Genomic DNA, 26,904 nt, shown 5'->3' with positions numbered 1-26,904 from the left:
AGGGTTTCGCTCACAAATGAGCGGAACCCTTTTTGACGTTCAACATATGAAATCGAGCGGCACCAATCAAATTCGCCTCGTTAAAGTGAGCGCACGTCTCGACGTCGATGCGCAACGTCCCAAGCGCGTCACATAAGGCATCGAGGTGTCGCTTAATGCCGTCCCGGACTTCCGGGCGTCGGCTAATCCCGCCGCCGATCAAGATACGTTCCGGATCGAAGCTGAATTGGATATTGTATAAACCGATTGCGTTCCAACGGTAGAAGCGCTCTAACTCCTCTTGAATGGCAGATTCGGTTTGAAGCGCAAAGATGTCATGCCCGGACAGGGGTCGTCCGAGTCGTTCACGACAACGTGTCACGAGCGCGGATGTGGATCCAATCGCACTCCATGCCCCATCCGGCTGGGGGAGAGACGGGTCGAGAATCCAGTAGCCGAACTCGCCACCATGGAAATGGGATCCAATCATCACTTCGTCCTTGTTGACGAACGAACCACCGACTCCGGTGCCGATGACGACCGTCGCAAATCGTTCGAGGGCAGCTCCCGCACCGGTCCACCCTTCAGCGAGCGCGGCCGCATTAGCGTCATTCAACACGGTGACCGGTAACGCGTAACGCTCGCGGAGGGCATCGAGAAACGGTCGATGATGGATGTAAGGGACAGCGCTGACCCCATGGATGATGCCGGTCGATGAGTCGACCGCACCAGGAGCACTGACGGCGAGGCCGTCAAGGACTACTGTCGCGTTGACAGTCGTAAAGATGTCGTCTAATCGTTCTAAAAAGATGTCCCATGTCGCGGGTGTCGGGACGTGGTTGCTCGCTTGAAGCGTGCCGTCCGCGTAGACAAGTCCATATTTAATACTTGTCCCACCGATGTCGATAGCTAAATATTGTTCCACCCTGCTTCACTCCTTAGCTTAAAAATGCGGCCCCAATCACGCCGGCATCACCTTGCAATTGGTGCAAAACGAGAGGCGTTTCACCTCTCAAATGAGGATAGACTCGCATCGCGACCGCATCTTGTAGTTGATTCCAGTATAGCGGAGCGGACGCCGTTACGCCTCCTCCAAGGACAATCAAGTCAGGATCGATTGTATGAATGATATTTGCGAGTCCAGTCGCCAAGTCATCGACGAACATGTCACGTTCTGAATCGTTATGCAGAAGTGTCGTCGAATTAGAAAATCCTTTCTTTAAGGCACGTTCATGAAGTGCCGTTCCGCTTGCCCTTGTTTCAAGTGCCCCGCTGTTCAAGGTCGGGTGCGTCGGTCCATCTGTTCGAATAATCATGTTTCCCACTTCACCGGCACTATTATGTGCCCCGCTAATCAACTGTTGCTTATACACGAATCCACCTCCAATCCCTGTGCTAACCGTAACGTAAAACATCGAATCGACATGGCGGCCAGCACCAAACTTAGCCTCGGCAAGAGCGGCTGCATTGGCATCATTTTCTAGTGTGACGGGCAAATGGAGGCGGTTGTGGAGTGGCTCAACAATCGCTTGATAATGCCAGTTCGGGAGGTTTGGTGGTGTCAAGAAGGAACCATGCTTTAAGTCGAGCGGGCCAGGGGCGGCGATTCCGACTTGCGCGATGTCATATTCAAGTTTGAACTGCCCAACGATGAGGGCGATTTGATGTAACAATTGATCGAGCCCAAGATGGGGTCGTGTCTTAAATTTAAATTGCTTCTCAACCCGCCCATCTGTAGAAACCACTGCGACGCGTGTCTGTGTGCCCCCGATGTCAATGCCGATGCGGGCCATCGGTTTCGTTAAGGGCGCGACGCCAGTAACGATACACGTGGCCTCTCCAGATAAATGAAACGATTGATTAGCGGGCAAAATGAGTGTAGCCCCAATATCGAACGAGACACCATCTACCTCGATTGTTCCATCAACAACGGAAAGCAGACGAAAGGTATCCGTCTCGACAATCTCGTGTTGCGTAATCATCCATTTCTCAACGAAGAAATAAGGGTTATGTGTCAGTCGAGTCCGGAAGTGATCGAGTGGCAAAGGAGGCTCCATATAATCGATGTGAGGTGTGAACGTGGCCTGTGCACCTTTAGAAATATGGAGCTCTCGTGCTTTTCCGGTAGCTTGTTCGAGACGTCCGTAGTCATAAAGTCGATACGTTGTATCTGAACTTTGTTGAATCTCTAAAACACATACGCCTTTCGTTAGTGCATGTACAGTCCCTGCCGGCACGTATATGAAGTCTCCCTGGCTGACATGTTTTCGACTCAATCCGGACATGACATGAGAGTCTGAAAGTGATTGTTGCAGCGTGTCTTTTGATTCAAACGTATGACCATAAAGAATTTCTGCTCCTGCTGGTGCGTCGAGAATATACCAACACTCATTTTTTCCGTATGGCTCGTTCTCGAGCAAACGAGCTAGTTCATTATTCGGATGAACTTGGACCGATAAGTCTTCATTCGAATCAATCCATTTGATAAGTAAAGGAAACGTTTGTGCTTCAATTCCGAACAGCTCTCGCTGTTCGTTATACAGTTTTTCGAGTGTCATTCCGGCAAAGGGTCCAGCGGTTACGATGGACCCTTTATTCGGCCGTGCTGAGGCCGTCCAAGCTTCTCCGATCGAAGCGTCTTTAAATTGAAATCCAAAACGCTTTAAACGTTCCCCTCCCCAAAGGCGGTACTCAAAATGTGGCTGTAACGGTATCGCAGTCATCTTCATTCCCTCACTTCCATTTATTTTAATATACACTTTTAAATATAAAAACTAAACAAAGTTTAAATCAAGTATAGACATGAAAATAATCATGTGTATAATTAAATTTGTAAACGATTTCATAAAAGGAGTGATTGGATATGAAAAAAGTATTACTTGCTTGTAGTTCAGGAATGTCGACGAGTCTACTTGTTACAAAAATGCAGCAGCATGCGGTGTCCATTGGGGATGAAGCGAAGATTTGGGCTGTCGGTCAAGATCAAGTCAACACGGAAATGGAAGAGGCAGACGTCATTTTGATTGGGCCTCAAATGCGCTTTTTGCTCGATAAATTGAAAGCGCAAACATCGAAACCGGTCGAAGTCATCGATATGATGGCTTATGGAACGGCGAATGGAAAAGCAGCGTATGAGCAAGCAATTAAACTGATGGGGTGAGGTTATGGAAGGGACAGAAGAGCTGACGTTAGAGCAAATGGCGTTCATGATGATTTTGCATAGCGGGAACGCACGAAGCACGATCCAAGAAGCCATTCAAACGTATAAGGATGGTTCATATGAGGCGTTTGAAGTAAAACTGACGACGGCACGTGAACAGTTGAAAGAAGCACACCAGACGCACTTCGGTCAAATTCAAAAAGAAGCGAACGGGGAGAAGACGGACATGTCGCTGTTACTCCTTCATGCTGAAGATCATCTCATGTCGACCCAGACGATGCTGGATTTGACTGCGGGTCTGATTGAGATGATGGAGCAAAAGATTGTAAATCCTAATCAAGAAGGGTGAATCCTATGTCACAGGACAACAAAATGTTCTTATTGATCAGCAAGTTGCTCATGCCGATGGCGACTTACTTGAACAACAGTCGATATTTGCAAGTATTACGCGATGCGTTTATGCTCGCGTTCCCGATTACGATGTTCGGTTCAATCGTCGTCGTTATTGCCAACTTGCCGTTTTTAGACAAGTTCATGTCAGAAGGGACACTAAACGTATTCAAATCATCGCTAGGCAACGCTCCTTCGGCCACGATGGGCATTATGTCCATTTTCGTCGTTTTCGGTATCGGCTATTATCTTTCAAAAAGCTATAACGTCGAAGCGGTTTTCGGTGGCGCCATTTCGCTCGTATCGTTTCTTTTATTGACACCGTTCCTCATTGAAGTAGAAGGCATGACAGATGCGGTCGGTAATGTGCTTCCACTTGACCGGCTCGGTGCAAAAGGGATGTTTCTCGCCATGATCACAGGTTTCCTTTCGGGTGAGATTTATCGGTTCGTCGTCCAAAAGAATTGGACAATCAAAATGCCGGATGGGGTACCGCCGGCAGTAGCAAAATCATTTTCAGCCCTCGTACCCGCCTTACTGACGCTTACCGTCTTCTTGCTCCTTAATATCGGTGTGACAAGTTTGTTTAATACGAACTTACACGATGTCATTTTTAACGTTGTCCAACAACCGCTCGTTAAACTAGGTAACGGTCTTGTCCCAACGTTGATTGCCATATTCTTTGTCCAATTGTTCTGGTTTTTCGGTCTGCACGGACAAGTTATCGTCAACTCCGTCATGGATCCGATTTGGAACACACTGTCACTCGAGAACTTGAACGCATATACAACGACTGGAGACGTTCCGAACATCATCAGCAAACAGTTTGTCGAAATATACACAGTCGGTCTCGGTGGTTCGGGCTCGACACTTGCTGTCATCGTCGCCATCTTGTTGTTCTTGAAGTCAAAACAGTTAAAACAAATCGGGAAACTTTCACTCGGACCAGGGATTTTTAACGTTAACGAACCCGTCATCTTCGGATTACCAATCGTCATGAATCCGCTCATCATGATTCCATGGATTGTTGCCCCGCTCATTACGGTGACCGTCACGTACTTCGCGATGTCGACCGGTCTCGTCCCGCCTCCGACTGGAGTCGCAGTACCTTGGACAGTTCCGATGTTCATCAGCGGAATGATGGCAACGAACTCGCTTGCCGGTGGATTACTCCAACTCGTCAACTTCTTCATCATCTTGGCGATTTGGTTCCCATTCCTCATTTTCATTGACCGGCTGAATGTGAAAAAAGAACAAGAAGAAGCTGCGAATCAAAAAGACGAAGCGGTATGAGTAAGAAAAAGAGAATAAGACGATAAGGGAGAGCGAGTCTATGTCAAACCCGACACAAACGAAAACATCAGAAGCAGCCACGTATCAATTTCCAATCGATTTTTGGTGGGGAACGGCCTCTTCAGCGACGCAGATGGAAGGTGCAGCATTTGAAGGAGGCAAAGGGTTAAATATTTGGGATTACTGGTACATGGAACAACCGAATCGGTTCTTTAACGGTGTCAGTGCGACCGACGCTTCCGATTTCTATCATCTCTACGAGCAAGACATCGCGCTTATGAAAGAGCTTGGTCATAACACGTTCCGCTTCTCGATTTCATGGTCGCGTCTCATTCCGGAAGGTGTCGGCGCGGTGAATGAAGAGGCAATCACGTTCTATAACAATGTGATTAACTGCCTCCTCAAACACGAGATTGAGCCATTCATCAATCTCTATCATTTCGATATGCCGATGGCGCTCCAAAAGCATGGCGGTTGGGAATCTCGTGACGTCGTTGAAGCGTACGTACAGTTCGCAAAAATATGTTTCACCACATTTGGGGACCGCGTGACAACGTGGTTCACACATAACGAACCGATTGTGCCGGTCGAAGGAGGTTACTTATATGACTTCCATTATCCAAACGTTGTCGATTTTAAGCGTGCCGTTCAAGTTGCGTATCATTCCATTTTATCGAGTGCGCTTGCGATCCGAGCGTACCGAGAACAAGGCCAAACCGGTCAAATCGGGATTATTTTAAACTTGACCCCATCGTATCCGCGCAGTCAACACCCGGCCGACTTACGTGCATCCCGATTGGCTGATGCGATATTTAACCGTTCTTTCTTGGACCCGTCCGTTCTCGGGACATTCCCACAGGCGCTACTAGACGTGTTACGTGAGCAAGACGCGATGCCGATTCGACACCCGGAGGACATGGACGTCATTCGAAATCACACAATTGACCTCCTCGGCATCAATTACTATCAGCCACGTCGGGTGAAAGCGAAAGCATCTTTGCCAAATCCTGAGGCTCCATTCCTGCCGGAGAATTTGTTCGATTTTTATGAGATGCCGGGAAGAAAAATGAACCCTTATCGCGGATGGGAGATATATGAGAAAGGGATATACGATATTTTAATCAACTTGAAAGAGCACTACGGCAACATTCCTTGCTTTATCTCTGAAAATGGGATGGGCGTCGAAGGAGAAGAGCGATACCGCGACGATGAGGGTAGTGTGCAGGACGATTATCGAATTGACTTTATTCGTGAGCATTTAAAGTGGACGCATCGTGCGCTTGAAGAAGGAGCGAACGTGAAAGGGTATCACTTATGGACGTTTATGGACAATTGGTCATGGAGTAATGCATATAAAAACCGTTATGGATTTGTCGGGGTCGATTTGACGACCCAAGCACGGACCGTAAAAAAATCAGGCTATTGGTTTAAGCGTGTGATTACCGATGGTGGATTTACTGAATAAAGGAAAAGCTGACGAGGACCTACTCTTTGTCAGCTTTTTTTGATATATTATCAGTATATGTCTATACATGAGGTGAGTTATGTCTACAAAGAAAAAACCGAAATATGAGTCAATTGCGGATGAGGTTCGACGTCGCATCCACGAACACGCCTATGAACTTGAAACGCCACTTCCTGATGAAATTCAATTAGCAGAAGAGTTTGGTGTCAGCCGCATGACGATGAAGCGCGCCCTTGAGATTCTCGTCATGGAAGGCTTGATTTACCGAAAACGTGGAAAAGGAACGTTCATTTTACCTGCTAGCTTTCAAAAAGAACGAATCAATATCATTAGTAAAGAGACGAGAGGCTTAACGCAAGTCATTGGAGACCGGAGTTTACGCAGCGAAGTGCTTGATTTCGAAGTCAAGTTTCCGACACAAGAGATCGCCGACCATTTAATGATTGAGTTGACAGAGCCGGTTTATGAGATTCGTCGTGTCCGATATGTCGACGAAGAACCGTATGTGATTGAATTAACGTACATGGTCGCGAATCTTATTACCGGTTTGTCACGTAAGATTTTAGAGACGTCGGTTTATAGCTACATCCAAGAAGAGCTCGGCTATACTATTACAAGTTCGCATAAAATGATTCGGGCCGATAAGCCTGATGAATATGACCGGCGCTATTTGAAAAATGACATTACCGACCCGATCATTGAAGTCGAACAAGTTGTTTATTTGAGTAACGGGAAACCGTTCGAGTACTCATTCGCCCGGCACCGCTATGACAAATTCGTCTTCTCTTCGGTCAATATTGTGCGGTAACGTTTCCTGAGAAGGTGACGTCATCAAGGAGGAAGATATGAAGATTCAAATCAATCAAGCAGGTTATGGAAATCAAGAACCGGTTATTCATGATATCGCGTTTGAATTGAATCCCGGGGAAATTGTCGGCATGATTGGATCGAACGGAGCGGGAAAGAGTACGACCGTCGCCTGTCTAACCGGAACAATTCCGTGGATGCAAGGGACAATTGACAGCGGGCGCTATGCTTACATCCCAGAACAACCAATCTATTATGACTATTTGACGCTTGCTGAACACATCGCGCTCGTCACTGAACTGACCGGTACATCCGTTCCCCGGCGGACCGAAGAACTACTTCGTCTGTTTCGGCTCGAAGCGGTACGCCACGACTACATCGCCTCGTTCTCGAAAGGAATGAAACAAAAAGCGATGATTTTGCTCGCGCTCATCCAAGAAGCGGACTATTTACTCGTAGACGAACCGTTCGTCGGGCTTGACGCGACGACGACCATTCAATTATTACGTCTGCTCGAGGAAGAACGAAGTCGTGGAAAAGGAATCCTTCTCGTCACACACGTACTCGATACGGCTGACCGATTGTGTGATCGTTTTATTTGGATTGACACGGGCGCGATGCTTGCGAGTGGGACGAAGCAACAGATGCGGGAGTCGCTTGAGACAGAAGGGAAAACGTTGTTTGACATGATGGAAGATGTGGCGATGCGATGAGGATTCGTGACATCTGGGTTCGTCGTGTGCGTCATCACCTGACCAATCAATGGAAGACGTGGAGACTTCTCTTTGACTGGACGATTATTCTGTACGGTGTGATTCCGTTGGTGATTTTTCTCGTGTATCAATATAGGTTGCTATGGCAAGGTGAGCGTCCATGGCTCGAAGAGATACCGATGATCGCCTGGGCGGTTATGTTACTGCTTTTGTTTTTACTAGATCATTTCTTTGTATGGCTTGAACGAGCGGATGTCACGTTAGTTGCAGATCGAGCGTTAATCGGAATAATGAAGCGCTATTCCGTAGGCTATCAGCTTGTGATGAGTGTTGTTAAATACATCTTCGTCCTTGGATTGATGGCTCCGGTATTGAGGCTGCATGACTGGTCAATCGCGACCATCCTTGTGTTCGGATTTGGATTGTTATTTATCGCATGGTTACATATGTGGCTTCGATACATGCTGGAGATCCGTCGAAGTCATTGGATCCTTCGCCTGCTGTTGCCTTTCATTTCGTTGTCATGGATCTACGCGCTTCTAGCGAATGTGCCGCTTCTTGCCTTCCTTTTAGGTAGCGGCATGGTCGCTTGGACGCTAGTCGCGAGTGAGGGGTGGCTTTCGACCCACGCGTATGTGAGTCGAGAAGTCGAGCATGCTGCTGAGGTTCGTACGTCGTTTGACCGTTCCTTGTTGTCGACATCAGGAATTTTAGAGAAGCCGAACTTACGGAAGCGACCGTTCTATCGTCCTGCTCCAAATCGATTTGGTTCAGTTCAGCGTACGCTTGCGCTACTCCTGTATGTACGAACTCCGAGCCATCGCAACTTATGGCTGAGACTGATTCCGCTCGCGATCACAGGCATCTTACTTGTACCGAGTTGGTTTAAAGTGCTTATCCCGATTTATATCGGATACGTCGGACTCCAAGAACGGAATGCATTCATAAAAGAGATGCAACGTCATCCATTTTTCCGAAGTGTCCGAGGAAGGACAGATTAATGACTGAACAACAATATGAACGATTGCTTCAAATCGAGACGGCGAAGCCTCAGCAAGGCTTCCCGGCATCGGTCGAGTATCACCGCTATGAACCGACCCCGTATGAAGCGCTCGACTTGTTACGGGACGCCTATCCGCTCGCGGCGACGGATACGGTCGTGGATTTTGGCTCCGGGAAAGGGCGTCTTCCGTTTTATCTTGCCTATACGTTCCGTGTTCGCGCAATCGGAGTCGAGATGGACGGTGGCTTCCATGAGGCGGCGCTTGAGAACTGGATCAACTATTCAAAAAAGCATCATACCCGAGGAAGCGTTCAACTCATCCATGACTACGCCGAACGCTTTATCATTCCGCCGGAGGCGAACCGATTTTACTTCTTCAATCCATTCTCGGTGAACGTGTTCCGTGACGTCGTCTCGAACATTATCGCGTCGGTCGAGCAATCGCCACGCCCGGTTGACCTCATCTTGTATTATCCGGCAGACGAATATTTGCATTTTTTAAATGATGAGACACCGTTTCAATACGTGCAAGGCGTGCGATTGCCACTCAAGAATCTTCATGAGCGGTTTCTCATCTATCGATTTGATATGATGGAAGCATCTTGGTGAATGGGGAGTGGATCGGATGAAGAAGAAAGAGATTTTGGAAGCGTACCGTTGGCGTCAAGCGACGAAGGCGTTTGATGCAGACCGCAAGATTGATGAAGATGATTTTGAATTTATCCTAGAGACGGGCCGTCTGTCGCCAAGCTCGTTCGGTTTCGAACCGTGGCAGTTCGTCGTCGTCCGACGTGAGGACTTGCTTCAAAAGATTAAAGAACATGCCTGGGGGGCTCAAGGACAGGCGCTCACGGCGAGCCATTTCGTCTTGATTTTAGCTCGTACGCCTGAGGCGATGCGTCATGACTCCGACTATATTCGTCATATCGTCACCGATGTGCAAGGACGCACGGAAGACGAATACGCACAGCGGATTCAACGTGTACAGGCGTTCCAAGAAAACGATTATCGTCTCCTTGACGATGAACGGGTATTCCAGGAATGGATTAAACGTCAAACGTATATCCCGCTCGGCAACATGATGACAGCTGCCGCTCAAATCGGAGTCGACTCATGCCCGATTGAAGGGTTCAATCAGGCCGAGATGGACGAGCTATTAGTCGCAGAAGGCGTCATGGAGCGTGGGGCTTGGTCGCTTTCCGTTATGGTCGCGTTCGGACACCGGGCTCGTGATTTTGCACCGAAGACACGCCGGGATTTCAACGAAGTCGTCAAATATATCGGATGAAAAAAAGCTCAAGCGCCCGAGGCGCTTGAGCTTTTGCTTATTTCCAGTCTGTGATGCGGTCGACCGGGAAGCGGACTGATTGATAGCCGTCTTCCGCGGCTTTTCCGATAGAGAGAAGCATGACCGGAAGGTAACGCTCTTTCTCAAGACCAAACGTCTCGGCGATGTTCTTCTTGTCGTAGCCACCGATCGGGTTCGTGTCGTAGCCGTGGGCGCGTGCGACGAGCATGAGTTGCATCGAGACAAGACCGGAGTCGAGCAAGATGCTGTCCTTGAGTGCTTCTTTCGGTGCGTCTTTATAGATGCCTTTAATCATCTCGACTTGACGGTCGCGTACTTCCGGCGGCATGAGTCCCCGTTCGACGGCCGTATCGAAGATTTCTTCTGTGTAATCGGCCATTTGATAGTCAGCGAAAATGGCAATAACGGCAGCAGACGTCTCGACCTGGCGCTTGTTGTAGCTTGCGAGTGGGAGGAGTGTCTCTTTGCCTTCAGGGCTATCGATGACGACGAAGCGCCACGGTTGAAGGTTGAGCGAAGACGGGGCTGTCGTCGCTTCCTCTAAAATCTGTGTCATCTCTTCTTTCGAGATTTTGACGCTCTCGTCGTAGACACGAATCGAGCGGCGTCCTTTTACGATTTCCATAAAGTCTTTCTCGGTCGTTGTATTCATAGTAAGGTCTTCCTTTCATGTTGGATGTTTGTTTGTAATGTATTTAAGTGGTCGAGTAAGCGATGTTGATCTTCTACCTTCATGTTTACAAAAAGTCGATTCGATAAGCACTTCTTTTGCTCGGTCCAATGTGCAACTTGTTCTTGCCCGAGCTCCGTCAATTCGACGTAGATGACGCGGTTGTCTTTCAGGCAACGTTCACGCCGTACGAGCCCATCCGACTCGAGTTGCTTCACGTGTCTTGTGATGGCCGCATGGTCAACGTCGACACGCTGTTGCAGCTCGCGCTGATTCAGCGGACCGACGTGAAGCAAGTTGCTCAAAAGATCGAATCGAGTCAAGCTCAGCCCGTCCAATTCGGTATCAAACACCTGCCCGAGCTCTTTTTGGATGGTCATGATTTGATAGAGAATCTCGTCGCTAAGCGAACAGGAATCGCGCATCGGCAATCCTCCTTATTCATTGATAGCTCAATCATTGATAGGTCACACAATGAATAGTACTGCGTTCTTTAAAGCAAAGCAAATAAAAAGTTTTAAAAAACTGTTGGCAAACTGTTATATAATAGTTTATATTAAATTCAACTGATATATAACAATTTTGAAAGGAAGTGATGGTTTGAATGCTTACGAACGACTCCGGACCTATCATGTTCATCCTGCGTTATCCGATTTTGTGGCTTCACGGGTGCTACTTGATTCTGAAGAGCGTCAGGTGTTTTGGGACGGAGTAGAGAATCTGCTTGACCAATTTCGCACCCGAAACGAGGCGTTGCTCCGAGAACGGGAAACGTATGAACAACTGTTACAGGACTGGTACAGGGAACAAGGTCGAACGGCTGACGTTGATGCGTTGGAGCAGTTTCTAACGTCAATCGGGTATATCGAGCCGAGCGTCACTGACTTTTCCATCGACGTCCACCAGATCGACAACGAAATCAAAGGTGCGGGGCCACAGCTCGTCGTGCCGCTCGACAACGCCCGTTACGCCTTGAATGCGGCGAATGCGCGGTGGGGTAGCTTATACGATGCGCTCTATGGCACGGACGTGATTGACGAGACAGACAGTGGACAGTCGAGTGGATACGACCCGGTCCGAGGGGAGGCGGTGATTGCCTATGCGAAACAGTTCCTCGATGACACGTTCCCGCTCGAGCGAGGCTCGCATCACGAGGTGACCGGATATTTCGTCAAAAGCGACCGAGCATACGCGGTGGTGGACGGCCAATCCGTTACACTCCCTCCGAAATGTTTTGCAGGCTACACGGGTTCCGCTGAAGCACCGACTTGTCTGTTGCTCGTCCATAACGGCTTGCACGTGGAGTTAAAGCTCGACCGTGAGCATGCGATTGGGAAACAGGATCCGGCCGGTCTTGCCGACGTTATCCTTGAATCGGCTCTCTCCGCAATCGTCGACTGTGAAGATTCAGTCGCTGCCGTTCGGGCGGTAGAGAAAGTACGACTGTACGACAACTGGCTCGGTTTAATGGACGGGACGCTTGAAGCGGTGTTTATGAAAGGGGACCGTCGCATCACCCGAAGCTTGAATCCAGACCGAGCGTATATCGGACCGGACGGGGCGGAACGCCGGTTGCCTGGCCGGGCACTCCTATTCAACCGGAACGTGGGTCATTTGATGACGACGGATTTGATGCTCGACGACGAAGGAAGCGAAGTACCGGAAGGGATCTTGGATGGCATTTTCACAGCGCTCATCGCGAGCCGCCATCTTGACGCAAAGCGCAACTCGCGTGAGCGTTCGATTTATATCGTGAAACCGAAAATGCACGGGTCGAAAGAGGTCGCCTTCACGAACGACTTATTCGATGCGATTGAGGACTTGCTCGCGTTACCACGCCATACAATCAAAATCGGGGTCATGGATGAGGAACGGCGAACCTCGCTCAATTTAAAGAACTGTATTGAACGCGTGAAAGGGCGCATCGTCTTCATTAACACCGGGTTTCTCGACCGGACCGGAGACGAGATTCACACGTCACTCACCGTTGGACCGATGCGGCGAAAAGGCGAGATGAAGATGGCGAACTGGCTTGACGCCTACGAGCGATTGAACGTCCGCACCGGGATTGAAGCGGGGTTTTATCGTCGCGGTCAAATCGGGAAAGGAATGTGGGCGATGCCGGACCGGATGCGCGACATGGTCCGCGACAAACGCGCCCACGTCCAATCGGGCGCGACGACGGCTTGGGTGCCTTCCCCGACCGCGGCAACCCTGCATGCGATCCATTACCATCAAGTCGATGCGTTTCAAGTCCAACAGGAGTTGTTAACCGAATCCATGAATGAATCACTGCGAGCGCGCTTGTTAGAGGTCCCACTTGCCACGCGCATCTATACGGATGAAGAAGTGAATGAGGAGCTCGAGAACAATCTGCAAGGCTTACTCGGGTACGTCGTCCGCTGGATCGAACAAGGAATCGGGTGCTCCAAAGTACCGGACATTCATCACGTCGGATTGATGGAAGATCGGGCGACGCTACGTATCTCGAGTCAACACGTCGCCAACTGGCTGTATCATGGCGTCTGTACGAAAGATCAAGTCGAAACGACACTCCGACGCATGGCCGAGGTCGTCGACGCGCAGAATGCACACGATTCAAATTATCGGCCGATGACGCCTGACGTCGCGCGCTCTGTCGCCTATCAAGCAGCGCGAGATTTGGTGTTTGACGGCCATCTTTCCCCGAACGGGTACACGGAGCCGATTCTTCATCGGCGCCGCCGAGAATTTATCGAACAATCGACACTAGAAGACATTAAAGGAGGAATCTCATCATGACGACGAAAAAAATGGAAAGCGAACAGTTGATTGAACGTTGGGTCGTCCGTCGCATCATTTCAGGTGAATCGACGGCTACGCTCGCAAACACGGCGTTCGTATACGGCAACGACTTGATGCGTCTTATTCTCGATCGAACGGACGGATCGCTCCAAATTATGAAGGAATCTGTCGAAGAAGTGGTCGTCTTCCGGAAGCCGGAAGAACGAGACGAAGAGAACGTCTGTCGCTGTTGTGGAATGGAACACTCTACGTTCAAGGCGGCACTCGAATGTTGTGCGTATTTAGATTAAGCATGGCTTATCTGTTGTATAACAAAATTTAAATTAATCAACTAATATAATACAGGAGGAATGACAATGAATGGACAACAGATGCTTGAGGAAAACTGGCAGTCGGAACGTTTTGAAGGGGTGGAGCGTCCTTACAGTGCGGAAGAGGTAATGAAACTACGGGGCTCAGTTCTAATTGAACATACGCTCGCAACAAAAGGAGCGGAACATCTTTGGAGACTTCTCCATGAACGCGACTACGTGCATGCACTTGGGGCTTTAACGGGGAATCAGGCCATTCAACAAGTGAAGGCCGGACTCGAAGCCATCTATTTGAGCGGCTGGCAAGTCGCCGCTGATGCGAACCTTTCCGGGCACATGTATCCCGATCAAAGTTTATATCCAGCGAACTCGGTCCCGAGCGTCGTCAAACGAATCAATCAGGCGCTGCAACGGGCCGACCAAATCCAGACCGCGGAAGGAAAAGGCGACACGCATTGGTTCGCACCAATCGTTGCGGACATGGAGGCTGGATTTGGTGGCGTGTTGAACGTCTTTGAATTGACGAAAGCGATGATTGAAGCGGGAGCTGCGGGAGTCCACCTTGAGGACCAGCTGTCTTCAGAGAAGAAATGCGGACATCTCGGCGGGAAAGTGTTGCTCCCGACGCAGACGGCCGTGAAGAATTTGATTGCCGCCCGGCTTGCGGCCGACATCATGGGTGTACCAACGATTATCGTTGCCCGGACAGATGCTCATGCGGCGAACTTAATCACGAGCGATATCGATCCGGTCGACCACCCGTTCATCATCGGGGAACGAACGCCTGAAGGGTTTTATCGCACCGAGGCCGGGATCGACCAGGCGATCGCGCGCGGTCTCGCCTATGCGCCTTACGCCGATCTCGTCTGGTGCGAGACGTCCGAACCAGATTTGGACGAGGCGCGTCAATTTGCGGACGCGATTCATGCCAAGTACCCGGGGAAACTGCTCGCTTACAACTGTTCCCCGTCGTTCAACTGGAAGAAGAAGCTATCTGACGAAGAAATCGCCACGTTCCAACAAGAGATTGGTGCGATGGGGTATAAGTTCCAGTTCGTCACGCTCGCTGGTTTCCATTCGCTCAACTTCGGCATGTTCGAGTTGGCACGCGGCTATAAAGAACGCGGAATGGCCGCATATTCTGAACTGCAACAAGCGGAGTTTGCTTCCGAAGTGCATGGATACACGGCGACGCGCCACCAGCGCGAGGTCGGGACCGGTTATTTCGATGAAGTATCGCTCGTGATCTCGGGCGGTCAGTCGTCGACGACGGCCCTCGCTGGGTCGACCGAAACCGAACAATTTGAGGCGTCGTCGCCTTCCATTTTGCCTTAATTTAATCATGCCCTAAATCTGTTGGATGGAACGCGCCGACCGATTTAGGGTGTTTTTGTGTCCAAATTCGAAACGGACGTCCTTTTCCTCAGGAAATGTGACGTATTTCACTTTTTCTAACGAGGCCGCTTGCTACGCTGAACGTGTCAAAACGAATAGGAGGGTACAACATGATCTACACGTTTACGAGCGACACACACGTATCGGATATCGTGAAACAGTGTCCGCAAGCAGCCGATATTTTCAAGCGGAATCGAATCGACTTTTGTTGCGGAGGGAATCGACCACTCGCGGAAGCGACGGACAAATCCAAACGTTCGACTGAGGAGATTTTGGAAGAAGTGAACGCCTTATATAAACGGAAACAAGAGATGAATGAAACGAGTATCGATTGGGATGCCGCCTCGTCATCCGAATTGGTTGAACATATCATTCATAAGCACCATCAGTTTTTGACGGACGAACTTCCGCAACTCACGCCTTACGTAACGAAAGTGTTTCGAGTCCATGGGCAACATCATCCACATCTCGGGCAAGTACATCAGCTGTTCAACCAGTTAAAGCTAGAGCTCGAACAACATATCGTAAAAGAGGAAACGAAAGATTTTCCAACGTTACTTCGTCATGAGGCGGAACCGACGGAAGAGACGACGCGTGAGCTCGAAACGATTTTGGCGTCGCTCGAATCTGAGCATGCGGCAGCCGGCGATTTGTTGAAAACACTTCGTCACGTAACGAATGATTTTACTCCGCCTGAAGGTGCATGTGGGACGTATCGGCTCGTCTATCAACGTCTTGAGGCACTTGAAGCCGATACGTTTGAGCACATTCATCTCGAAAACAATATTTTATTCCCACGGGCACGTACGGTCGTTTGATCGGAAAAGCATCTCCTTTTATCCGGGAGATGCTTTTTTTGTGACATTTGATACAGATGTGACTCGGCTGACTCGTTACGATGAATGGAGAAGCAAAGGAGTGATTCTTCATGAAACGCATGAGTGCTGTAGTAGTTGGCGTGACGGTCGCCTTGTTGTTGAGTCAAGTATGGTCGAGCTCCTCGGATGAAGAAAACGAGACGGTGACGATTTTAGCGGCAGCTAGTTTAGGGCCGGCGCTTGAACAAGTGGAGAAGCAATTGGAAGCCGAACTAGATCAAGTGGATATTCGTGTCGTCACGAACGGGAGCGGTGCGTTGCGTGCACAAATCAATCACGGGTCGCCTGCAGATCTTTTCTTGGCAGCGAGCGAGGCAGATGTCGATGCCTTAGCCCCCCCTGTACTGGAGCGACGACCTTTTTTGAGAAATGAGTTGTGGCTCGTGACGCCTAAAGGCAAGCGTTGCGCCGTAGACTGGCTGGAGTTAGAGACGTGCCCACGCATCGTCATCGGTGATCCCGTCAATGTGCCAGCAGGCCGATATGCGAAAAGCGCACTCGATTCAATCGAAATGTGGAAACAAACTGAACCGCGATTGATTTACGCGCAAAACGTCAGACAAGTCTTGACCCTCATCGAGCAAGGAGACGCGAGTGCGGGTTTCGTCTATAAAACAGAACTTACGGAGAAAGTAGAAGCGATTCAGCCGATCCCGTCCGCAGCGACAGGCCCCATTCTGTATCCCGCCGTCCGTTTCGCAAACCGTGACAATGTACGTCACGTATATGACCGTCTGTTCGACGAAGACATTCAGCGATACTTTCTAGAAAAAGGGTTTATGAAATGATGCTCTCGCCTATCCAACTCACGTTCGAAGTCGGTTTGATCGCGACGGGAAACGCATTCGTCGTGGCATTCGCTGCCGCTTACTTCATGCATCACCGACAGTTCAAAGGAAAACGCCTCGTGGACACGTTGTTTTTATTGCCGCTTATCTTACCGCCGACTGTTATCGGTCTATACGCCTTGATCGCACTAGGCAATAACGGACTCGGTTCGTTTTTACCGGTCAATCTCTTGTTCACAAAGCAAGCCAACGTCATCGCGTCCGCCTTGGCGGCGTTCCCTCTCATCTATCAAACGATTCGACTCGGTTTGAACCAACTGGATGCGGAATGGTATGAAGCCGGACGCGTGCTTGGTGGAACCGAACGCCAATTGTTCACATATGTCACGATTCCGTTGTTATTACCGGCGTTGACGAGCGGGTTCGTGCTCGGATTCGCCCGGTCTATCGGTGAGTTTGGCATTACGATGATGATTGCAGGAAACATCCCCGGGGAGACGATGACGCTCGCAACGGCCATCTACATGGCGACGTTGAATGGAAACATGACGCAAGCGCTCATTTGGAGCGGCTGGTTGATCGGATTGGCGTTTCTCGTGCTCTGGCTAAGCGAGCGCTATGGCAAGCGTCGCGATTAGCGAAGCACGTTGACTGCTTTCACATAGGCGCGGTTCGGTGTGTTTAAAATACTCGGGCCGGTCTTTTTCCACAACGCGACGTGGTCACCGACCGAGATTTTCTTAAATGTCGATGTCACTTGAAACTTATACCAACTCACATCTTCTGGTGCACTACGTTCGAATAAGACGTCAGCAGGAAGTTTCGCCTCTGTCGCATCAATGCCTTGAATGATGAGTGCCGTTTGATCGTCCGAGTTGATTTCAATGACATAACCGACAACATCGGGTTCCGTCGTCGCTCGATTCGCAAAGACGAAACCAATCGAAAAAACAAGAAGCATACACGTGATCGTCAGGAATAGAAAGATTTTAATGGACGTTTTCATAATCGCTTCCTCCTTCGTTCATTATTCTGTCACGTCTCCAATCACTTATCTGTGAAAAAAGTAACAGTTAAGTGTTTACGTCATCTTTATGATGAAACTATGAAGTCGCTCGGAAAGAGAAGGGGGAACCATGATGTCCGACCGTTATTTTTATTCGACTGCTGCGAAGTGGTCGTTCGTAGGATTCACGAGCTTAGTGCTCTCGACTTGGATTGCTTCAGGTCGATTCGAACACGTCGATATGGCGCTGTTCGGCTATTACATCGCCGCTGTTATTTGCATGATCGGCATGGTCGTGCGATTGACGTTGTTCTTTGCGCGTCCGGCCACCTCACAAGTGTTGAAGCGTAGTTTGAAACAAATGAAAGCTGAAAAGAAGCGGGCGAGTAAAGCCGTTGCAACGACGACCGTCCATAATATCGTCTTACAGAAATTCATCTGGGAACGTGGGTGGTATCGATGGAGTCAACATATGTTGATTGCCTGGGGATGCCTCGGCTCATTCGCGATCACGTTCGGCTTGACGTTCCAATGGATGCGGTTTGACTTGATTGATGTCGAAACGTATCAAATCATCGTCTTCAATATCCCGACGATCAAGATGGCGGCCCATGGACTGTTTGCCGAAATCGTTTATAACGGATTGAATATTACGGCACTCATGTTGCTCGTCGGTGTACTGATGGCGTTATATCGTCGGATTTACGATCAAGATGTGAAAGTGACGCAACGCTTTGAATTTGATATTTTACCGCTCCTCATGTTGCTCATCGTCACCGTCTCTGGGCTCTTATTGACTGTGTCCTACGTATTTTTCGGCGGATTCATCCATCACGAGCTCGCTCTATTCCACCAGCTGACCGTCATCATCTTTTTATGCTACTTCCCGTTCGGCAAACTGTTCCACTTGCCGGTCCGACCGATGGCGGCGAGCGTCCCGATGAACTATCGGGAAGTCGAGGCTGACGAGACGCGTGTCTGTTCCGGTTGTGGCACACGCTATGCAACGGACAATCAAGTCGAGGACGTGCAGGCGATTCTTCAAGCCCATACGCTACAGCTCGGGTTGAATGACGGTACCCAGTTATCCGATTACTGTCAACCGTGTCGCCGGAAGATGCGTGTGAAAATGCAGTTGAACATGATGAACGGGCAGTTACCGACACATCCAGTCGACACGAATACCGGCATGTCGATGCCAGGGTTCGGGCGGCCGAAACAGACGAAAGGTGAAACAAAAGATGAAACAAAAGATGAAACACCTGTGCGTTAAATGCGGGGAACCGACCGGGACACGTGAAGAAATTGAACAAGTGAAGCAGTTGCTTGAAGGATCGATTCAACTCGTGCCAGTCGATGCGGCGCATACCGTTCAAGACTTATGTCATGCGTGTCGGCGTCGGGCTCGGCTCGATTCGGCGCTGGGACGGTCCGAGAGTGACGGGATGCATTATCCGCTACAAACCATCAACGGCTACCATGTCAGTGGATTTTCAAAACGAAGAGCGGAGACGTTCTATGGAGGGGAAAAAGATGAGTGAGTTTTTAACTTCACCTGACGTACAAAACTTGGTCAAACCAGGCGAAAAACTAATTACGACCCACTGTTGTTATTGTGGGATGCAGTGTGGCATGCACATTCGCGTCGACGAGAAGAGCGGGGCTGTCAAAGGCGTCGAGCCACGTTATGATTTCCCGGTCAATAAAGGCAAGCTCTGTCCGAAAGGGGTCACGGCCTATCAAACGATCGAGCATCCGGACCGGATCTTGACACCGCTCATTAAACGGAACGGGAAGTTTGAGAAAGCAACGTGGGAGGAAGCGCTCGACGTGATTGAAGCGAACTTCAAACGGATTCAGCGCGAGCACGGGAAAGATGCGGTGTCCGTGTTCGGTGGCGTCTCCATGACGAACGAGAAATGTTATCTCGTCGGAAAATATGCGCGCGTCGCACTCGGCACACGATTCATTGATTATAACGGTCGCTTCTGTATGTCGTCGGCTGCCGGTGGTTTCTTAAAAACACTTGGCATTGACCGTGGGGCGACCCTACCGTGGACGGAGTTCGAGCATGTTGATACGTTCTTTGTCGCCGGTTCAAACATCGCCGAGTGTCATCCGACGACGACGCAACATATTTGGAAGGCGAAAGACAAAGGTGCGAAAATCATCGTCGCCGACCCACGTGAGATTCCGATGGCACGCGTGGCTGACGTCCACCTCGACTTAAAACCAGGGACGGACGCAGCGCTGGCGATGGGATTACTCCACTTCCTCATCGAACATGATTACGTCGATCAAGCGTACGTGGATGAGCGTTGTGATAACTACGAAGCGTTACAGGCATCCGTACGCGAGTGGACGCTCGAACGGACGAGTGACGTGACCGGAATTACCATCGAAAAACTTGAAAAAGCAGGTCACATTTACGGAAAGAGCCCGCGGTCGGTCATGTTGTTCGCCCGTGGTGTCGAGCAACAATCAAAAGGCGTCGACAACGTCTCGCTCTACACGTCGATGGCGCTCCTGCGGGGAATGGTCGGCAAGTTTGCTTCTGGCGTCGCGACGATGACGGGTCAAGGGAACGGACAAGGTGGGCGGGAACACGGACAAAAAGCGGACTTATTGCCTGGTTACCGAAAACTCACAGACCCGAAAGCTGTCGAATATGTGAGCGGTGTCTGGGGCATTGATCCATCCGAGATGCCAAAACCAGGTGTCTCAGCGTTTGAGATGTTCGATGAGATTCAAGCAGGAACGATTCGGGCAATGCATCTCATGTGTTCGAATCCCGCCGTCTCAGCGCCGAACCTGCCGTACGTTTGGGACAGCTTCAACAAACTCGACTTCTTCGTCGTTAGTGACTTCTTCATGTCTGAATCTTGCGAGTTCGCCGACGTGGTCTTGCCGGCTTGTTCGTGGGCAGAAGACGAAGGGACGACGACGAACCTAGAGGGACGTGTCGTTCGAATCCGGAAAGTGCGCGAACCGCTCGGTGATTCTCTCCCGGACTGGGAAATCATGCAGCGAATCGCTGAACGAATGGGACGCGGACAATACTTCCCGTATAAGACGGCACGCGACATTTGGGAAGAGTTCCGTCTCGCCACGAAAGGTGGCGCGGCCGACTATTCCGGGATTACGTGGGAACGCATCGACAACGAGTATGGCGTGTTTTGGCCATGTCCGTCTGAGGACCATCCTGGCACACCGACGATGTTTAAAGAACGGTTCGGGACAGCGAACGGGAAAGCGAATCTGCCTGTCGTCACGTATCGCCCGGCCGGTGAATATGCGAACGAAGAATACCCGGTCACGCTCACGACCGGTCGCGTCGTCTTCCATTACCTCTCGGGCAATCAGACACGGCGAATCGACTTCTTGAGTACAATGTCTAAGTTACCGTTCGTCGAGATTCATCCGGAACTCGCCTCGAGCTATAACCTGCAAACCGGTGACAAAGTCGAATTACGGACACGAAGAGGCGCGATGGTCGTCGAGGCACGTTTGACGAAGGCGATTCGGAAAGACACCGTCTTTGTCCCGTATCACTGGGGAAAAGAACTTGCCGTCAACCAATTGACCAATCCATGTTTGGACCCGATGTCCCGCATGCCAGAATTCAAAGTATGCGCCGTTCAACTGAAGAAATTACCAGCGAACACACCGTTGCACATGAACCCGTTGACGGTCCCGCTCGGTTCGAGCGTACCGTTTGTGGCGGACCATGCGATTGCGACGAGCTGTCACGTCATGGGTGAGGAGGTCCACACGACATGAATAAAGTCATGTATTTAGAATTTGAACGTTGTATCGGTTGTCGTGCCTGTCAGGCGGCTTGTCGCGAGTGTGGCGATCACGATGGACTCGAGCGCAACTATGTCGACTATATTGATTTCTCTGAAAGTCGCCAAACGTTTCCGATGATTTGCATGCAGTGTAAAAATCCGGCTTGTGCGCAAGTCTGTCCGGCCAATGCGATTCAAATCACGCCAGAAGGTGTCGTGTTATCGGCATCAGAAGAAAAATGTATTGGCTGCCGTAACTGTACGTTTGCTTGTCCATTCGGGATTCCGAAGTTCGATTTTGAGAAGAATAAAATGTACAAGTGTGACATGTGTTATGACCGGTCAAAACACGATATTGCCCCGATGTGTGCCTCAGTCTGTCCGTCCGATGCGATTCGATTTATCGACCATGACGAGATGATGCAACTCCGTCGCCAACGTGTTCAAATGAACATGATTGAAGGGAAAAAACCGTCACAAGACGACAAATGGAATTACGTCCCTGAATTCTTTGGCGTCTATTCCGACTGATAGAGAAAGGAAGATGACATATGTCAAACGAATCAAAAGATCGGGAGCGACTATCTTCTCTCGTCGACAACTTGAGTCGCGCGGACGATGTGAAATTGAATCGTCGCGCGTTCATCAAGTCGACATTCGGGGCCGGGATTGCGCTTGGTCTAGCCACCGTGCCCTTCAATATCGCGGCATTCGTTCGCAGTGAACCGAGAGCGGATCGCCAATTCATTACGACCGTCGACGCGATTGAACGAGGAAAATCGCTTGAGTTTGAATATCCGGGTAACGAATCCTCATTACTCGTCCATTTAAAGAATGGGGAGTTTGTGGCGTATAACAATAAATGCACCCATTTACAGTGTCCTGTCTTTTATGTAGAAGAAGAGGACGTTCTCTTGTGTCCTTGCCACCGCGGCTATTTCAGCGTGGATGGACAACCTCAAGCCGGCCCGCCACAACGTGAACTGCCAAAAGTTCTCCTTGAGATTGAGAACGGAAAAATTTTCGCCGTCGGAAGAGAGATTCATCATGGGGCGTAACGGTTGGAGTTTACTCGGATTGGTCATTTTATTGGCGACAAACATGATTTTATTGCAGTATACGATTGAAAGCTATATGGTATATGATCATGCCTCCATGCGGCTTTACATGGGAATCGCCCTTGCTAACGTAGGTCTGATTATATTGTTATATCGCTATTGGAAGAAAATAGAATACGGTGTGAAAGAATAGATTTTCCCCTTGAAATGCTTCCAAATGTTGATTGCGTTTCAAGGGGTTTCTGTTTAGAATGAAGGCAAGTTTCGATGAAGTGTAGGTGTTTAGGAAGGTTGGTGGAAATGACGCACTCTAGCAAAACGATGGTACTCGAGGAAACGAAAAAGTTGGCCCATCGCATCATTCATGTTCCAAAGGGGGGCTTCTTGTTCCGTGAACAAGAAGAGGCTTCCGAATTTTATATCGTCAAACGTGGGCTCATTCAAATCTCGAAGTTGACCGAGACGGGGAAAGAGTTGACGCTACGCTGTTTGAGTGCAGAAGCTTGCTGTGGCGAATTGACGCTATTCGCAATTGAACCGAAGTATTTATTCAACGCGAAAGCGTTAGAAGACAGTGAAATCTATGCAGTGAAAATCGAACGAATTGAAAAGATGATTTTGTCATCCAATCCCGAGTTCGTTCGTGAATTCATGGTCATGATCAATGAGCATATGCGAAAACAGCATACGAAATTCCGTGATCTCGTGTTAAACGGAAAGAAAGGTGCCCTTTACTCCACGCTCATTCGGATGGCGAACAGCTATGGCGTCCGCGTCGAAGAGGGGATCTTGATTGATTTGAAATTAAAAAATCAAGAGCTCGCCAACTATTGCGGCACATCACGTGAGCGTGTGAACCGTATGTTGAACGAGCTGGCTCAAGAAGGTGTCATCTCCTTACCGTCGCGTCAAATCATCATTCATGACCTTGAACAATTGAAGCAACTCAATCATTGTGAGGATTGCCCGATCTCGGTTTGCGTCATCGATTGATTACATGACCGCGGTGAGCGTCAATTCTCCTTCGAAATGTTCTAGCCCATCGGCCTCGATTGTACAGGCCGATACATAGAAATCGCCATCTTCCACCAATTCATAAGACCGGAGCACACCTTCAGTCAGCTTCACGCCGTTCGTCCGTACCTCAACGACGACGCCTTCCATCGAGCGCACGCGCGCTGCCGATAAGAAGTCGACCCAACGTTTAAATTGACGATATACGGTGACGGTCGATCCGTCTCCTAAGTAGCCGATGACGGCCTGAGTATCATCAATAGTAATTTCATGATGGGTGTCCATTCGAACGAGCAAACGGTGAAGCGCCTCAAGCTCTTCCATCGGGCTCTCGAAGGGAAACGTGATTTCAATCCCGTCCTCATTAAACGAAGCTTCGGCGATTGAGACGCCGAAGACACGAAAGACGTGCACACCATCTTGGCTAAAGAAATAAGGTTGTAGCGCCAATTGAGTCTCTGGAGCGCAAGTAATACGAACAATATGGGACATCATAATCCCTCCTCTCTTCCTTATCGTAAGGAAGCGGGGAGGGATTTTCTGTGTTTAAAGTCACAGAACAAGGAACATTCTGATTTTGTCACAGATTGATGACAAGCTTTAGAAAATCGAAAAGATGCGAAATAAGTGTGAAAGATGACACACTTTTTTAATGGTGGACTCGATAGGATGAGGATAGGGTACGAATTGATCCGATTAGAGGAGGAACCGAATATGCAACAACTACAAAAACAATCTCACGCGCTAAGCGACTGGAAACCAGAAGATGCGCAGTTTTGGGAAGGCAAAGGCAAACAAGTGGCGAATCGAAATTTGCTCGTCTCGGTGCCTGCACTAACGCTCGCTTTTATCGTCTGGCAAATGTGGTCGGTCGCTGCCGTCCAATTAAATTCAATCGGGTTTAGTTTCACGCAAGGTCAACTGTTCACATTAGCAGCGTTACCAGGACTCGTCGGCGCGTCGTTGCGGTTCTTCTATACGTTCGCCAATAGTATCTTTGGTGGACGGAACTGGACGGTGTTCTCAACGGGCGTCCTCTTGCTCCCACTTCTAGGCATCGCCTATGCCGTCCAAAACGTGAATACTCCATACTGGGTCTTTATGATTTTGGCTGCGCTTTGTGGACTCGGTGGCGGAAACTTTTCATCATCAAACGCCAACATCGGGGCCTTTTATCCGAAGGCGAAGAAAGGGACGGCTCTCGGGATTAACGGGGGTGTCGGGAACTTAGGCGTCTCACTCGTTCAATTGATCACACCGCTCGTCATCACGACCGGTATCTTTGGGGCGATTGGAGGGAGTGCCCTTCTGACGGAGACAGGTGAAAAGATTTGGTTACAAAACGCCGCACTGCTTTGGGTCATTCCGACGATTGTGCTCGCGATTTGTGCGTACGTCTTCATGGACAATTTACCGACTGCCCGCCAATCGATTCGAGAGCAGGCGAGTGTATTCAAAGAAAAACATTTTTGGATTCAAACGCTCCTTTACACTGCTGCGTTCGGTTCGTTTATCGGATATGCCGCAGCGTTTCCGATGATTTTGAAATTGAAGTTTCCTGACTCGGATTTGCTCGCGCTCGCATTTCTCGGTGCGCTTCTCGGCGCATCGTCTCGTCCATTTGGTGGCTGGATTAGTGACAAAGTCGGGGCGGCGAAAGTGACATTGATTGTCTTTGGCGTTATGGCGCTTGGAACGGTGAGTGTCATCTTCGCCATTATGAACGATAACTTGACGATGTTCTTTATCTCGTTTGTCATCCTATTTATCGCAACAGGTCTCAATTCTGGCGCGACGTTCGCCATGATTCCTCACGTGTTCGTCGCGACCAAAACGCCGGCGGTCGTAGGATTCTCGGCCGCGTTCGCCGCATACGGCGCGTTCTTCATTCCAAAAATGTTCGGCTGGTCGCTTGAACTGGTCGGTTCATTCAATGGTGCGCTCGTCGTCATGCTCGGTCTTTACGCCATCTCGATTGGTATCACGATTTACTATTATTTGCGAAAAGGGGCCGAAAAGCCGATTCGCTGACAACTCGGAAGCGGCTTTCTCATCGCTTCTGTCGGCAAAGAAAGGATGAAACATATGACACCATGGATTGATCAACGGCGGCGCCCGTTAGAAGATTTACGTATTTCCGTCATTGATAAATGTAATTTTCGATGTCGCTACTGTATGCCTGAAGAAGCGTTTCGACATCATCAATTTTTAAAACGAGACGAGCTGTTATCGTTTGACGAAATTGAGCGGTTCGTCCGTATCGTTGCCCCTCATGGTGTTAAAAAAATTCGCCTAACCGGAGGTGAACCGCTTCTCCGTCCCAATCTAGAAGACCTCATTCAACGGTTGCGTGCCGTCACGACGATTGAGACGATTGGTTTAACAACAAACGGGATGTATTTAGAGCGGATGGCCAAGTCGCTGAAGGAAGCGGGACTCGATCGGGTCAACGTCAGCCTAGACGCCTTATCGGAAGAGACGTTTGGTATGATGAACGGTCGCGGTACGTCGCCGGAAGCGGTTCTCCGCGGGATTGACGAAGCGAAACGACTTGGTCTCGAGGTTAAAGTGAACATGGTCGTGCGAAAAGGGTGGAACGATCATGAAGTTGCACCGATGGCTGCGTACTTTAAAGAAAGGCATATTACACTTCGCTACATCGAGTTTATGGACGTAGGCACGTCAAACGAATGGAACGTCGAACATGTCGTGTCATCGGAGGCGATTCTCAACGTGTTACACCACGATAATGGCGTGCTTCAACCACTTGAACCCGAAACGTTCGGTGAGGTGGCGACACGTTATCGGTATACAGATGGCGCACAGGTCGGGTTCATTTCATCGGTCAGCCGCCCGTTCTGTGGAACGTGTACGCGAGGCCGATTATCGAGTGACGGGAAATGGTATACGTGTCTCTTTGCAGAGGAAGGGACCGACATTCGGGAGCTACTTCGTAATGGGGCAAGTGACGATCTGATTCATATGACGCTGAAAATGGTATGGGATGCAAGGGATGATCGCTATTCAGAAGAACGGTCCCATAGCGGAAGCCGGAAGCGAAAACGAATTGAGATGAGTTACATTGGAGGTTAA

29 protein-coding genes are annotated in these 26,904 nt (G+C 49.6%); 23 read left to right on the top strand and 6 right to left on the bottom strand.

Annotated elements, in window-relative coordinates; all coding sequences use genetic code 11:
* Nucleotides 1-10 precede the first annotated feature (10 nt).
* Together KNP92_RS11660 and KNP92_RS11655 are read right to left on the bottom strand one after the other, a co-directional pair.
* On the bottom strand, nt 11-904 hold the full coding sequence (locus KNP92_RS11660) for an ROK family protein (RefSeq protein ID WP_214840710.1): 894 nt from the start codon (nt 902-904) through the stop codon (nt 11-13).
* A 13-nt stretch (nt 905-917) separates the two neighbouring features.
* Nucleotides 918-2,702 (bottom strand): type I phosphomannose isomerase catalytic subunit, encoded by a 1,785-nt coding sequence (locus tag KNP92_RS11655; protein ID WP_214840708.1) that lies wholly within the window; start codon nt 2,700-2,702, stop codon nt 918-920.
* Between the two features lie 140 nt (nt 2,703-2,842).
* Between KNP92_RS11655 and KNP92_RS11650 the strand changes: the two genes are divergently transcribed.
* From KNP92_RS11650 to KNP92_RS11610, 9 genes are all read left to right on the top strand, one after another.
* On the top strand, nt 2,843-3,139 hold the full coding sequence (locus tag KNP92_RS11650) for a PTS sugar transporter subunit IIB (RefSeq protein ID WP_214840706.1): 297 nt from the start codon (nt 2,843-2,845) through the stop codon (nt 3,137-3,139).
* A gap of 4 nt (nt 3,140-3,143) precedes the next feature.
* Nucleotides 3,144-3,488: a PTS sugar transporter subunit IIA gene (locus tag KNP92_RS11645; protein ID WP_214840704.1), complete on the top strand. Its 345-nt coding sequence runs from the start codon at nt 3,144-3,146 to the stop codon at nt 3,486-3,488.
* Between the two features lie 23 nt (nt 3,489-3,511).
* Nucleotides 3,512-4,822, top strand: coding sequence for a PTS cellobiose transporter subunit IIC (celB, locus tag KNP92_RS11640; protein WP_214840701.1), 1,311 nt, complete (start codon nt 3,512-3,514; stop codon nt 4,820-4,822).
* 40 nt (nt 4,823-4,862) lie between these two features.
* Nucleotides 4,863-6,287, top strand: coding sequence for a glycoside hydrolase family 1 protein (locus tag KNP92_RS11635; protein WP_214840700.1), 1,425 nt, complete (start codon nt 4,863-4,865; stop codon nt 6,285-6,287).
* 79 nt (nt 6,288-6,366) lie between these two features.
* A complete protein-coding gene (locus tag KNP92_RS11630; protein ID WP_214840697.1) occupies nt 6,367-7,095 on the top strand; it encodes a GntR family transcriptional regulator in 729 nt (242 codons plus the stop codon).
* A 37-nt stretch (nt 7,096-7,132) separates the two neighbouring features.
* Nucleotides 7,133-7,807 (top strand): ABC transporter ATP-binding protein, encoded by a 675-nt coding sequence (locus tag KNP92_RS11625; protein ID WP_214840695.1) that lies wholly within the window; start codon nt 7,133-7,135, stop codon nt 7,805-7,807.
* Complete coding sequence (locus KNP92_RS11620; RefSeq protein WP_214840693.1) at nt 7,804-8,808, top strand: ABC transporter permease; 1,005 nt, start codon at nt 7,804-7,806, stop codon at nt 8,806-8,808. Before KNP92_RS11625 ends, KNP92_RS11620 begins: the two co-directional genes overlap by 4 nt.
* Nucleotides 8,808-9,419, top strand: a complete 612-nt coding sequence (locus tag KNP92_RS11615) for an SAM-dependent methyltransferase (protein ID WP_214840691.1) — start codon at nt 8,808-8,810, stop codon at nt 9,417-9,419. The genes KNP92_RS11620 and KNP92_RS11615 overlap by 1 nt, the downstream gene beginning before the upstream one ends.
* A gap of 16 nt (nt 9,420-9,435) precedes the next feature.
* Nucleotides 9,436-10,098: an NAD(P)H-dependent oxidoreductase gene (locus tag KNP92_RS11610; protein WP_214840689.1), complete on the top strand. Its 663-nt coding sequence runs from the start codon at nt 9,436-9,438 to the stop codon at nt 10,096-10,098.
* A gap of 37 nt (nt 10,099-10,135) precedes the next feature.
* Here KNP92_RS11610 and KNP92_RS11605 read toward each other — a convergent pair whose 3' ends face one another.
* On the bottom strand, nt 10,136-10,771 hold the full coding sequence (locus KNP92_RS11605) for a nitroreductase family protein (protein WP_214840687.1): 636 nt from the start codon (nt 10,769-10,771) through the stop codon (nt 10,136-10,138).
* The gene (locus KNP92_RS11600; RefSeq protein ID WP_214840685.1) at nt 10,768-11,214 is read right to left on the bottom strand and encodes a MarR family winged helix-turn-helix transcriptional regulator; all 447 of its coding nucleotides are present in this window, start codon (nt 11,212-11,214) and stop codon (nt 10,768-10,770) included. Before KNP92_RS11600 ends, KNP92_RS11605 begins: the two co-directional genes overlap by 4 nt.
* Nucleotides 11,215-11,389: 175 nt before the next feature.
* Between KNP92_RS11600 and KNP92_RS11595 the strand changes: the two genes are divergently transcribed.
* The 6 genes from KNP92_RS11595 (at nt 11,390) to KNP92_RS11570 (ending at nt 17,583) form a co-directional block, all read left to right on the top strand.
* Nucleotides 11,390-13,570 carry a malate synthase G gene (locus tag KNP92_RS11595; protein WP_214840683.1) on the top strand — a complete coding sequence of 727 codons (2,181 nt, stop codon included), beginning with the start codon at nt 11,390-11,392 and terminating at the stop codon, nt 13,568-13,570.
* Complete coding sequence (locus tag KNP92_RS11590) at nt 13,567-13,863, top strand: hypothetical protein (protein ID WP_214840681.1); 297 nt, start codon at nt 13,567-13,569, stop codon at nt 13,861-13,863. The genes KNP92_RS11595 and KNP92_RS11590 overlap by 4 nt, the downstream gene beginning before the upstream one ends.
* Before the next feature lie 66 nt (nt 13,864-13,929).
* Nucleotides 13,930-15,219 (top strand): isocitrate lyase, encoded by a 1,290-nt coding sequence (gene aceA / locus KNP92_RS11585; protein ID WP_214840679.1) that lies wholly within the window; start codon nt 13,930-13,932, stop codon nt 15,217-15,219.
* Nucleotides 15,220-15,389: 170 nt separating this feature from the next.
* Nucleotides 15,390-16,097, top strand: a complete 708-nt coding sequence (gene ric / locus KNP92_RS11580) for an iron-sulfur cluster repair di-iron protein (protein ID WP_214840677.1) — start codon at nt 15,390-15,392, stop codon at nt 16,095-16,097.
* Nucleotides 16,098-16,207: 110 nt separating this feature from the next.
* Nucleotides 16,208-16,945, top strand: coding sequence for a molybdate ABC transporter substrate-binding protein (modA, locus tag KNP92_RS11575; RefSeq protein WP_214840675.1), 738 nt, complete (start codon nt 16,208-16,210; stop codon nt 16,943-16,945).
* Nucleotides 16,942-17,583: a molybdate ABC transporter permease subunit gene (locus KNP92_RS11570; protein WP_214840673.1), complete on the top strand. Its 642-nt coding sequence runs from the start codon at nt 16,942-16,944 to the stop codon at nt 17,581-17,583. The genes modA and KNP92_RS11570 overlap by 4 nt, the downstream gene beginning before the upstream one ends.
* On the opposite strand, the gene KNP92_RS11565 is transcribed toward KNP92_RS11570, so the two are convergent.
* Entirely contained in the window at nt 17,580-17,951 is a 372-nt protein-coding gene (locus KNP92_RS11565; RefSeq protein WP_214840671.1) for a DUF3221 domain-containing protein, read from the bottom strand. The genes KNP92_RS11570 and KNP92_RS11565 overlap by 4 nt on opposite strands.
* 133 nt (nt 17,952-18,084) lie before the next feature.
* On the opposite strand from KNP92_RS11565, the gene KNP92_RS11560 reads away from it, so the two are divergent.
* The 6 genes from KNP92_RS11560 (at nt 18,085) to KNP92_RS11535 (ending at nt 23,790) form a co-directional block, all read left to right on the top strand.
* A complete protein-coding gene (locus KNP92_RS11560) occupies nt 18,085-19,224 on the top strand; it encodes an MFS transporter (protein ID WP_214840669.1) in 1,140 nt (379 codons plus the stop codon).
* On the top strand, nt 19,205-19,492 hold the full coding sequence (locus tag KNP92_RS11555; protein ID WP_214840667.1) for a hypothetical protein: 288 nt from the start codon (nt 19,205-19,207) through the stop codon (nt 19,490-19,492). Before KNP92_RS11560 ends, KNP92_RS11555 begins: the two co-directional genes overlap by 20 nt.
* Nucleotides 19,485-21,731, top strand: a complete 2,247-nt coding sequence (locus KNP92_RS11550) for a molybdopterin oxidoreductase family protein (protein WP_214840665.1) — start codon at nt 19,485-19,487, stop codon at nt 21,729-21,731. The genes KNP92_RS11555 and KNP92_RS11550 overlap by 8 nt, the downstream gene beginning before the upstream one ends.
* Nucleotides 21,728-22,270 carry a 4Fe-4S dicluster domain-containing protein gene (locus tag KNP92_RS11545; protein WP_070328098.1) on the top strand — a complete coding sequence of 181 codons (543 nt, stop codon included), beginning with the start codon at nt 21,728-21,730 and terminating at the stop codon, nt 22,268-22,270. The genes KNP92_RS11550 and KNP92_RS11545 overlap by 4 nt, the downstream gene beginning before the upstream one ends.
* Nucleotides 22,271-22,290: 20 nt before the next feature.
* Entirely contained in the window at nt 22,291-22,797 is a 507-nt protein-coding gene (locus KNP92_RS11540; RefSeq protein WP_214840663.1) for a QcrA and Rieske domain-containing protein, read from the top strand.
* Between the two features lie 300 nt (nt 22,798-23,097).
* Entirely contained in the window at nt 23,098-23,790 is a 693-nt protein-coding gene (locus KNP92_RS11535) for a Crp/Fnr family transcriptional regulator (RefSeq protein WP_214840661.1), read from the top strand.
* Here KNP92_RS11535 and KNP92_RS11530 read toward each other — a convergent pair whose 3' ends face one another.
* Nucleotides 23,791-24,303, bottom strand: a complete 513-nt coding sequence (locus tag KNP92_RS11530; RefSeq protein WP_214840659.1) for a hypothetical protein — start codon at nt 24,301-24,303, stop codon at nt 23,791-23,793.
* A 222-nt stretch (nt 24,304-24,525) separates the two neighbouring features.
* Here KNP92_RS11530 and KNP92_RS11525 point away from each other — a divergent pair, with 222 nt between their 5' ends.
* Nucleotides 24,526-25,842, top strand: coding sequence for an MFS transporter (locus KNP92_RS11525; protein WP_214840657.1), 1,317 nt, complete (start codon nt 24,526-24,528; stop codon nt 25,840-25,842).
* A 54-nt stretch (nt 25,843-25,896) separates the two neighbouring features.
* A complete protein-coding gene (gene moaA / locus KNP92_RS11520) occupies nt 25,897-26,904 on the top strand; it encodes a GTP 3',8-cyclase MoaA (protein ID WP_285801077.1) in 1,008 nt (335 codons plus the stop codon).

This window comes from Exiguobacterium sp. s122 (assembly GCF_018618475.1).
In the GTDB taxonomy this organism is placed as follows: Bacteria; Bacillota; Bacilli; order Exiguobacteriales; family Exiguobacteriaceae; genus Exiguobacterium; species Exiguobacterium himgiriensis.
Note: the sequence above shows the minus strand (reverse complement) of the source record. Positions and strands in the feature narration are given on the sequence as shown.

Coding starts and splice junctions, on each gene's coding strand:
- KNP92_RS11545 (WP_070328098.1), top strand. CDS start 21,728: ATGAATAAAGTCATGTATTTAGAATTTGAACGTTGTATCGGTTGTCGT.
- KNP92_RS11555 (WP_214840667.1), top strand. CDS start 19,205: ATGAAACACCTGTGCGTTAAATGCGGGGAACCGACCGGGACACGTGAA.
- KNP92_RS11590 (WP_214840681.1), top strand. CDS start 13,567: ATGACGACGAAAAAAATGGAAAGCGAACAGTTGATTGAACGTTGGGTC.
- celB (WP_214840701.1), top strand. CDS start 3,512: ATGTTCTTATTGATCAGCAAGTTGCTCATGCCGATGGCGACTTACTTG.
- modA (WP_214840675.1), top strand. CDS start 16,208: ATGAAACGCATGAGTGCTGTAGTAGTTGGCGTGACGGTCGCCTTGTTG.
- KNP92_RS11615 (WP_214840691.1), top strand. CDS start 8,808: ATGACTGAACAACAATATGAACGATTGCTTCAAATCGAGACGGCGAAG.
- KNP92_RS11650 (WP_214840706.1), top strand. CDS start 2,843: ATGAAAAAAGTATTACTTGCTTGTAGTTCAGGAATGTCGACGAGTCTA.
- KNP92_RS11540 (WP_214840663.1), top strand. CDS start 22,291: ATGTCAAACGAATCAAAAGATCGGGAGCGACTATCTTCTCTCGTCGAC.
- KNP92_RS11570 (WP_214840673.1), top strand. CDS start 16,942: ATGATGCTCTCGCCTATCCAACTCACGTTCGAAGTCGGTTTGATCGCG.
- KNP92_RS11525 (WP_214840657.1), top strand. CDS start 24,526: ATGCAACAACTACAAAAACAATCTCACGCGCTAAGCGACTGGAAACCA.
- KNP92_RS11605 (WP_214840687.1), bottom strand. CDS start 10,771: ATGAATACAACGACCGAGAAAGACTTTATGGAAATCGTAAAAGGACGC.
- KNP92_RS11645 (WP_214840704.1), top strand. CDS start 3,144: ATGGAAGGGACAGAAGAGCTGACGTTAGAGCAAATGGCGTTCATGATG.
- KNP92_RS11610 (WP_214840689.1), top strand. CDS start 9,436: ATGAAGAAGAAAGAGATTTTGGAAGCGTACCGTTGGCGTCAAGCGACG.
- KNP92_RS11560 (WP_214840669.1), top strand. CDS start 18,085: ATGTCCGACCGTTATTTTTATTCGACTGCTGCGAAGTGGTCGTTCGTA.
- KNP92_RS11625 (WP_214840695.1), top strand. CDS start 7,133: ATGAAGATTCAAATCAATCAAGCAGGTTATGGAAATCAAGAACCGGTT.
- aceA (WP_214840679.1), top strand. CDS start 13,930: ATGAATGGACAACAGATGCTTGAGGAAAACTGGCAGTCGGAACGTTTT.
- KNP92_RS11600 (WP_214840685.1), bottom strand. CDS start 11,214: ATGCGCGATTCCTGTTCGCTTAGCGACGAGATTCTCTATCAAATCATG.
- KNP92_RS11530 (WP_214840659.1), bottom strand. CDS start 24,303: ATGTCCCATATTGTTCGTATTACTTGCGCTCCAGAGACTCAATTGGCG.
- KNP92_RS11535 (WP_214840661.1), top strand. CDS start 23,098: ATGACGCACTCTAGCAAAACGATGGTACTCGAGGAAACGAAAAAGTTG.
- moaA (WP_285801077.1), top strand. CDS start 25,897: ATGACACCATGGATTGATCAACGGCGGCGCCCGTTAGAAGATTTACGT.
- KNP92_RS11635 (WP_214840700.1), top strand. CDS start 4,863: ATGTCAAACCCGACACAAACGAAAACATCAGAAGCAGCCACGTATCAA.
- KNP92_RS11655 (WP_214840708.1), bottom strand. CDS start 2,702: ATGACTGCGATACCGTTACAGCCACATTTTGAGTACCGCCTTTGGGGA.
- KNP92_RS11565 (WP_214840671.1), bottom strand. CDS start 17,951: ATGAAAACGTCCATTAAAATCTTTCTATTCCTGACGATCACGTGTATG.
- ric (WP_214840677.1), top strand. CDS start 15,390: ATGATCTACACGTTTACGAGCGACACACACGTATCGGATATCGTGAAA.
- KNP92_RS11630 (WP_214840697.1), top strand. CDS start 6,367: ATGTCTACAAAGAAAAAACCGAAATATGAGTCAATTGCGGATGAGGTT.
- KNP92_RS11550 (WP_214840665.1), top strand. CDS start 19,485: ATGAGTGAGTTTTTAACTTCACCTGACGTACAAAACTTGGTCAAACCA.
- KNP92_RS11620 (WP_214840693.1), top strand. CDS start 7,804: ATGAGGATTCGTGACATCTGGGTTCGTCGTGTGCGTCATCACCTGACC.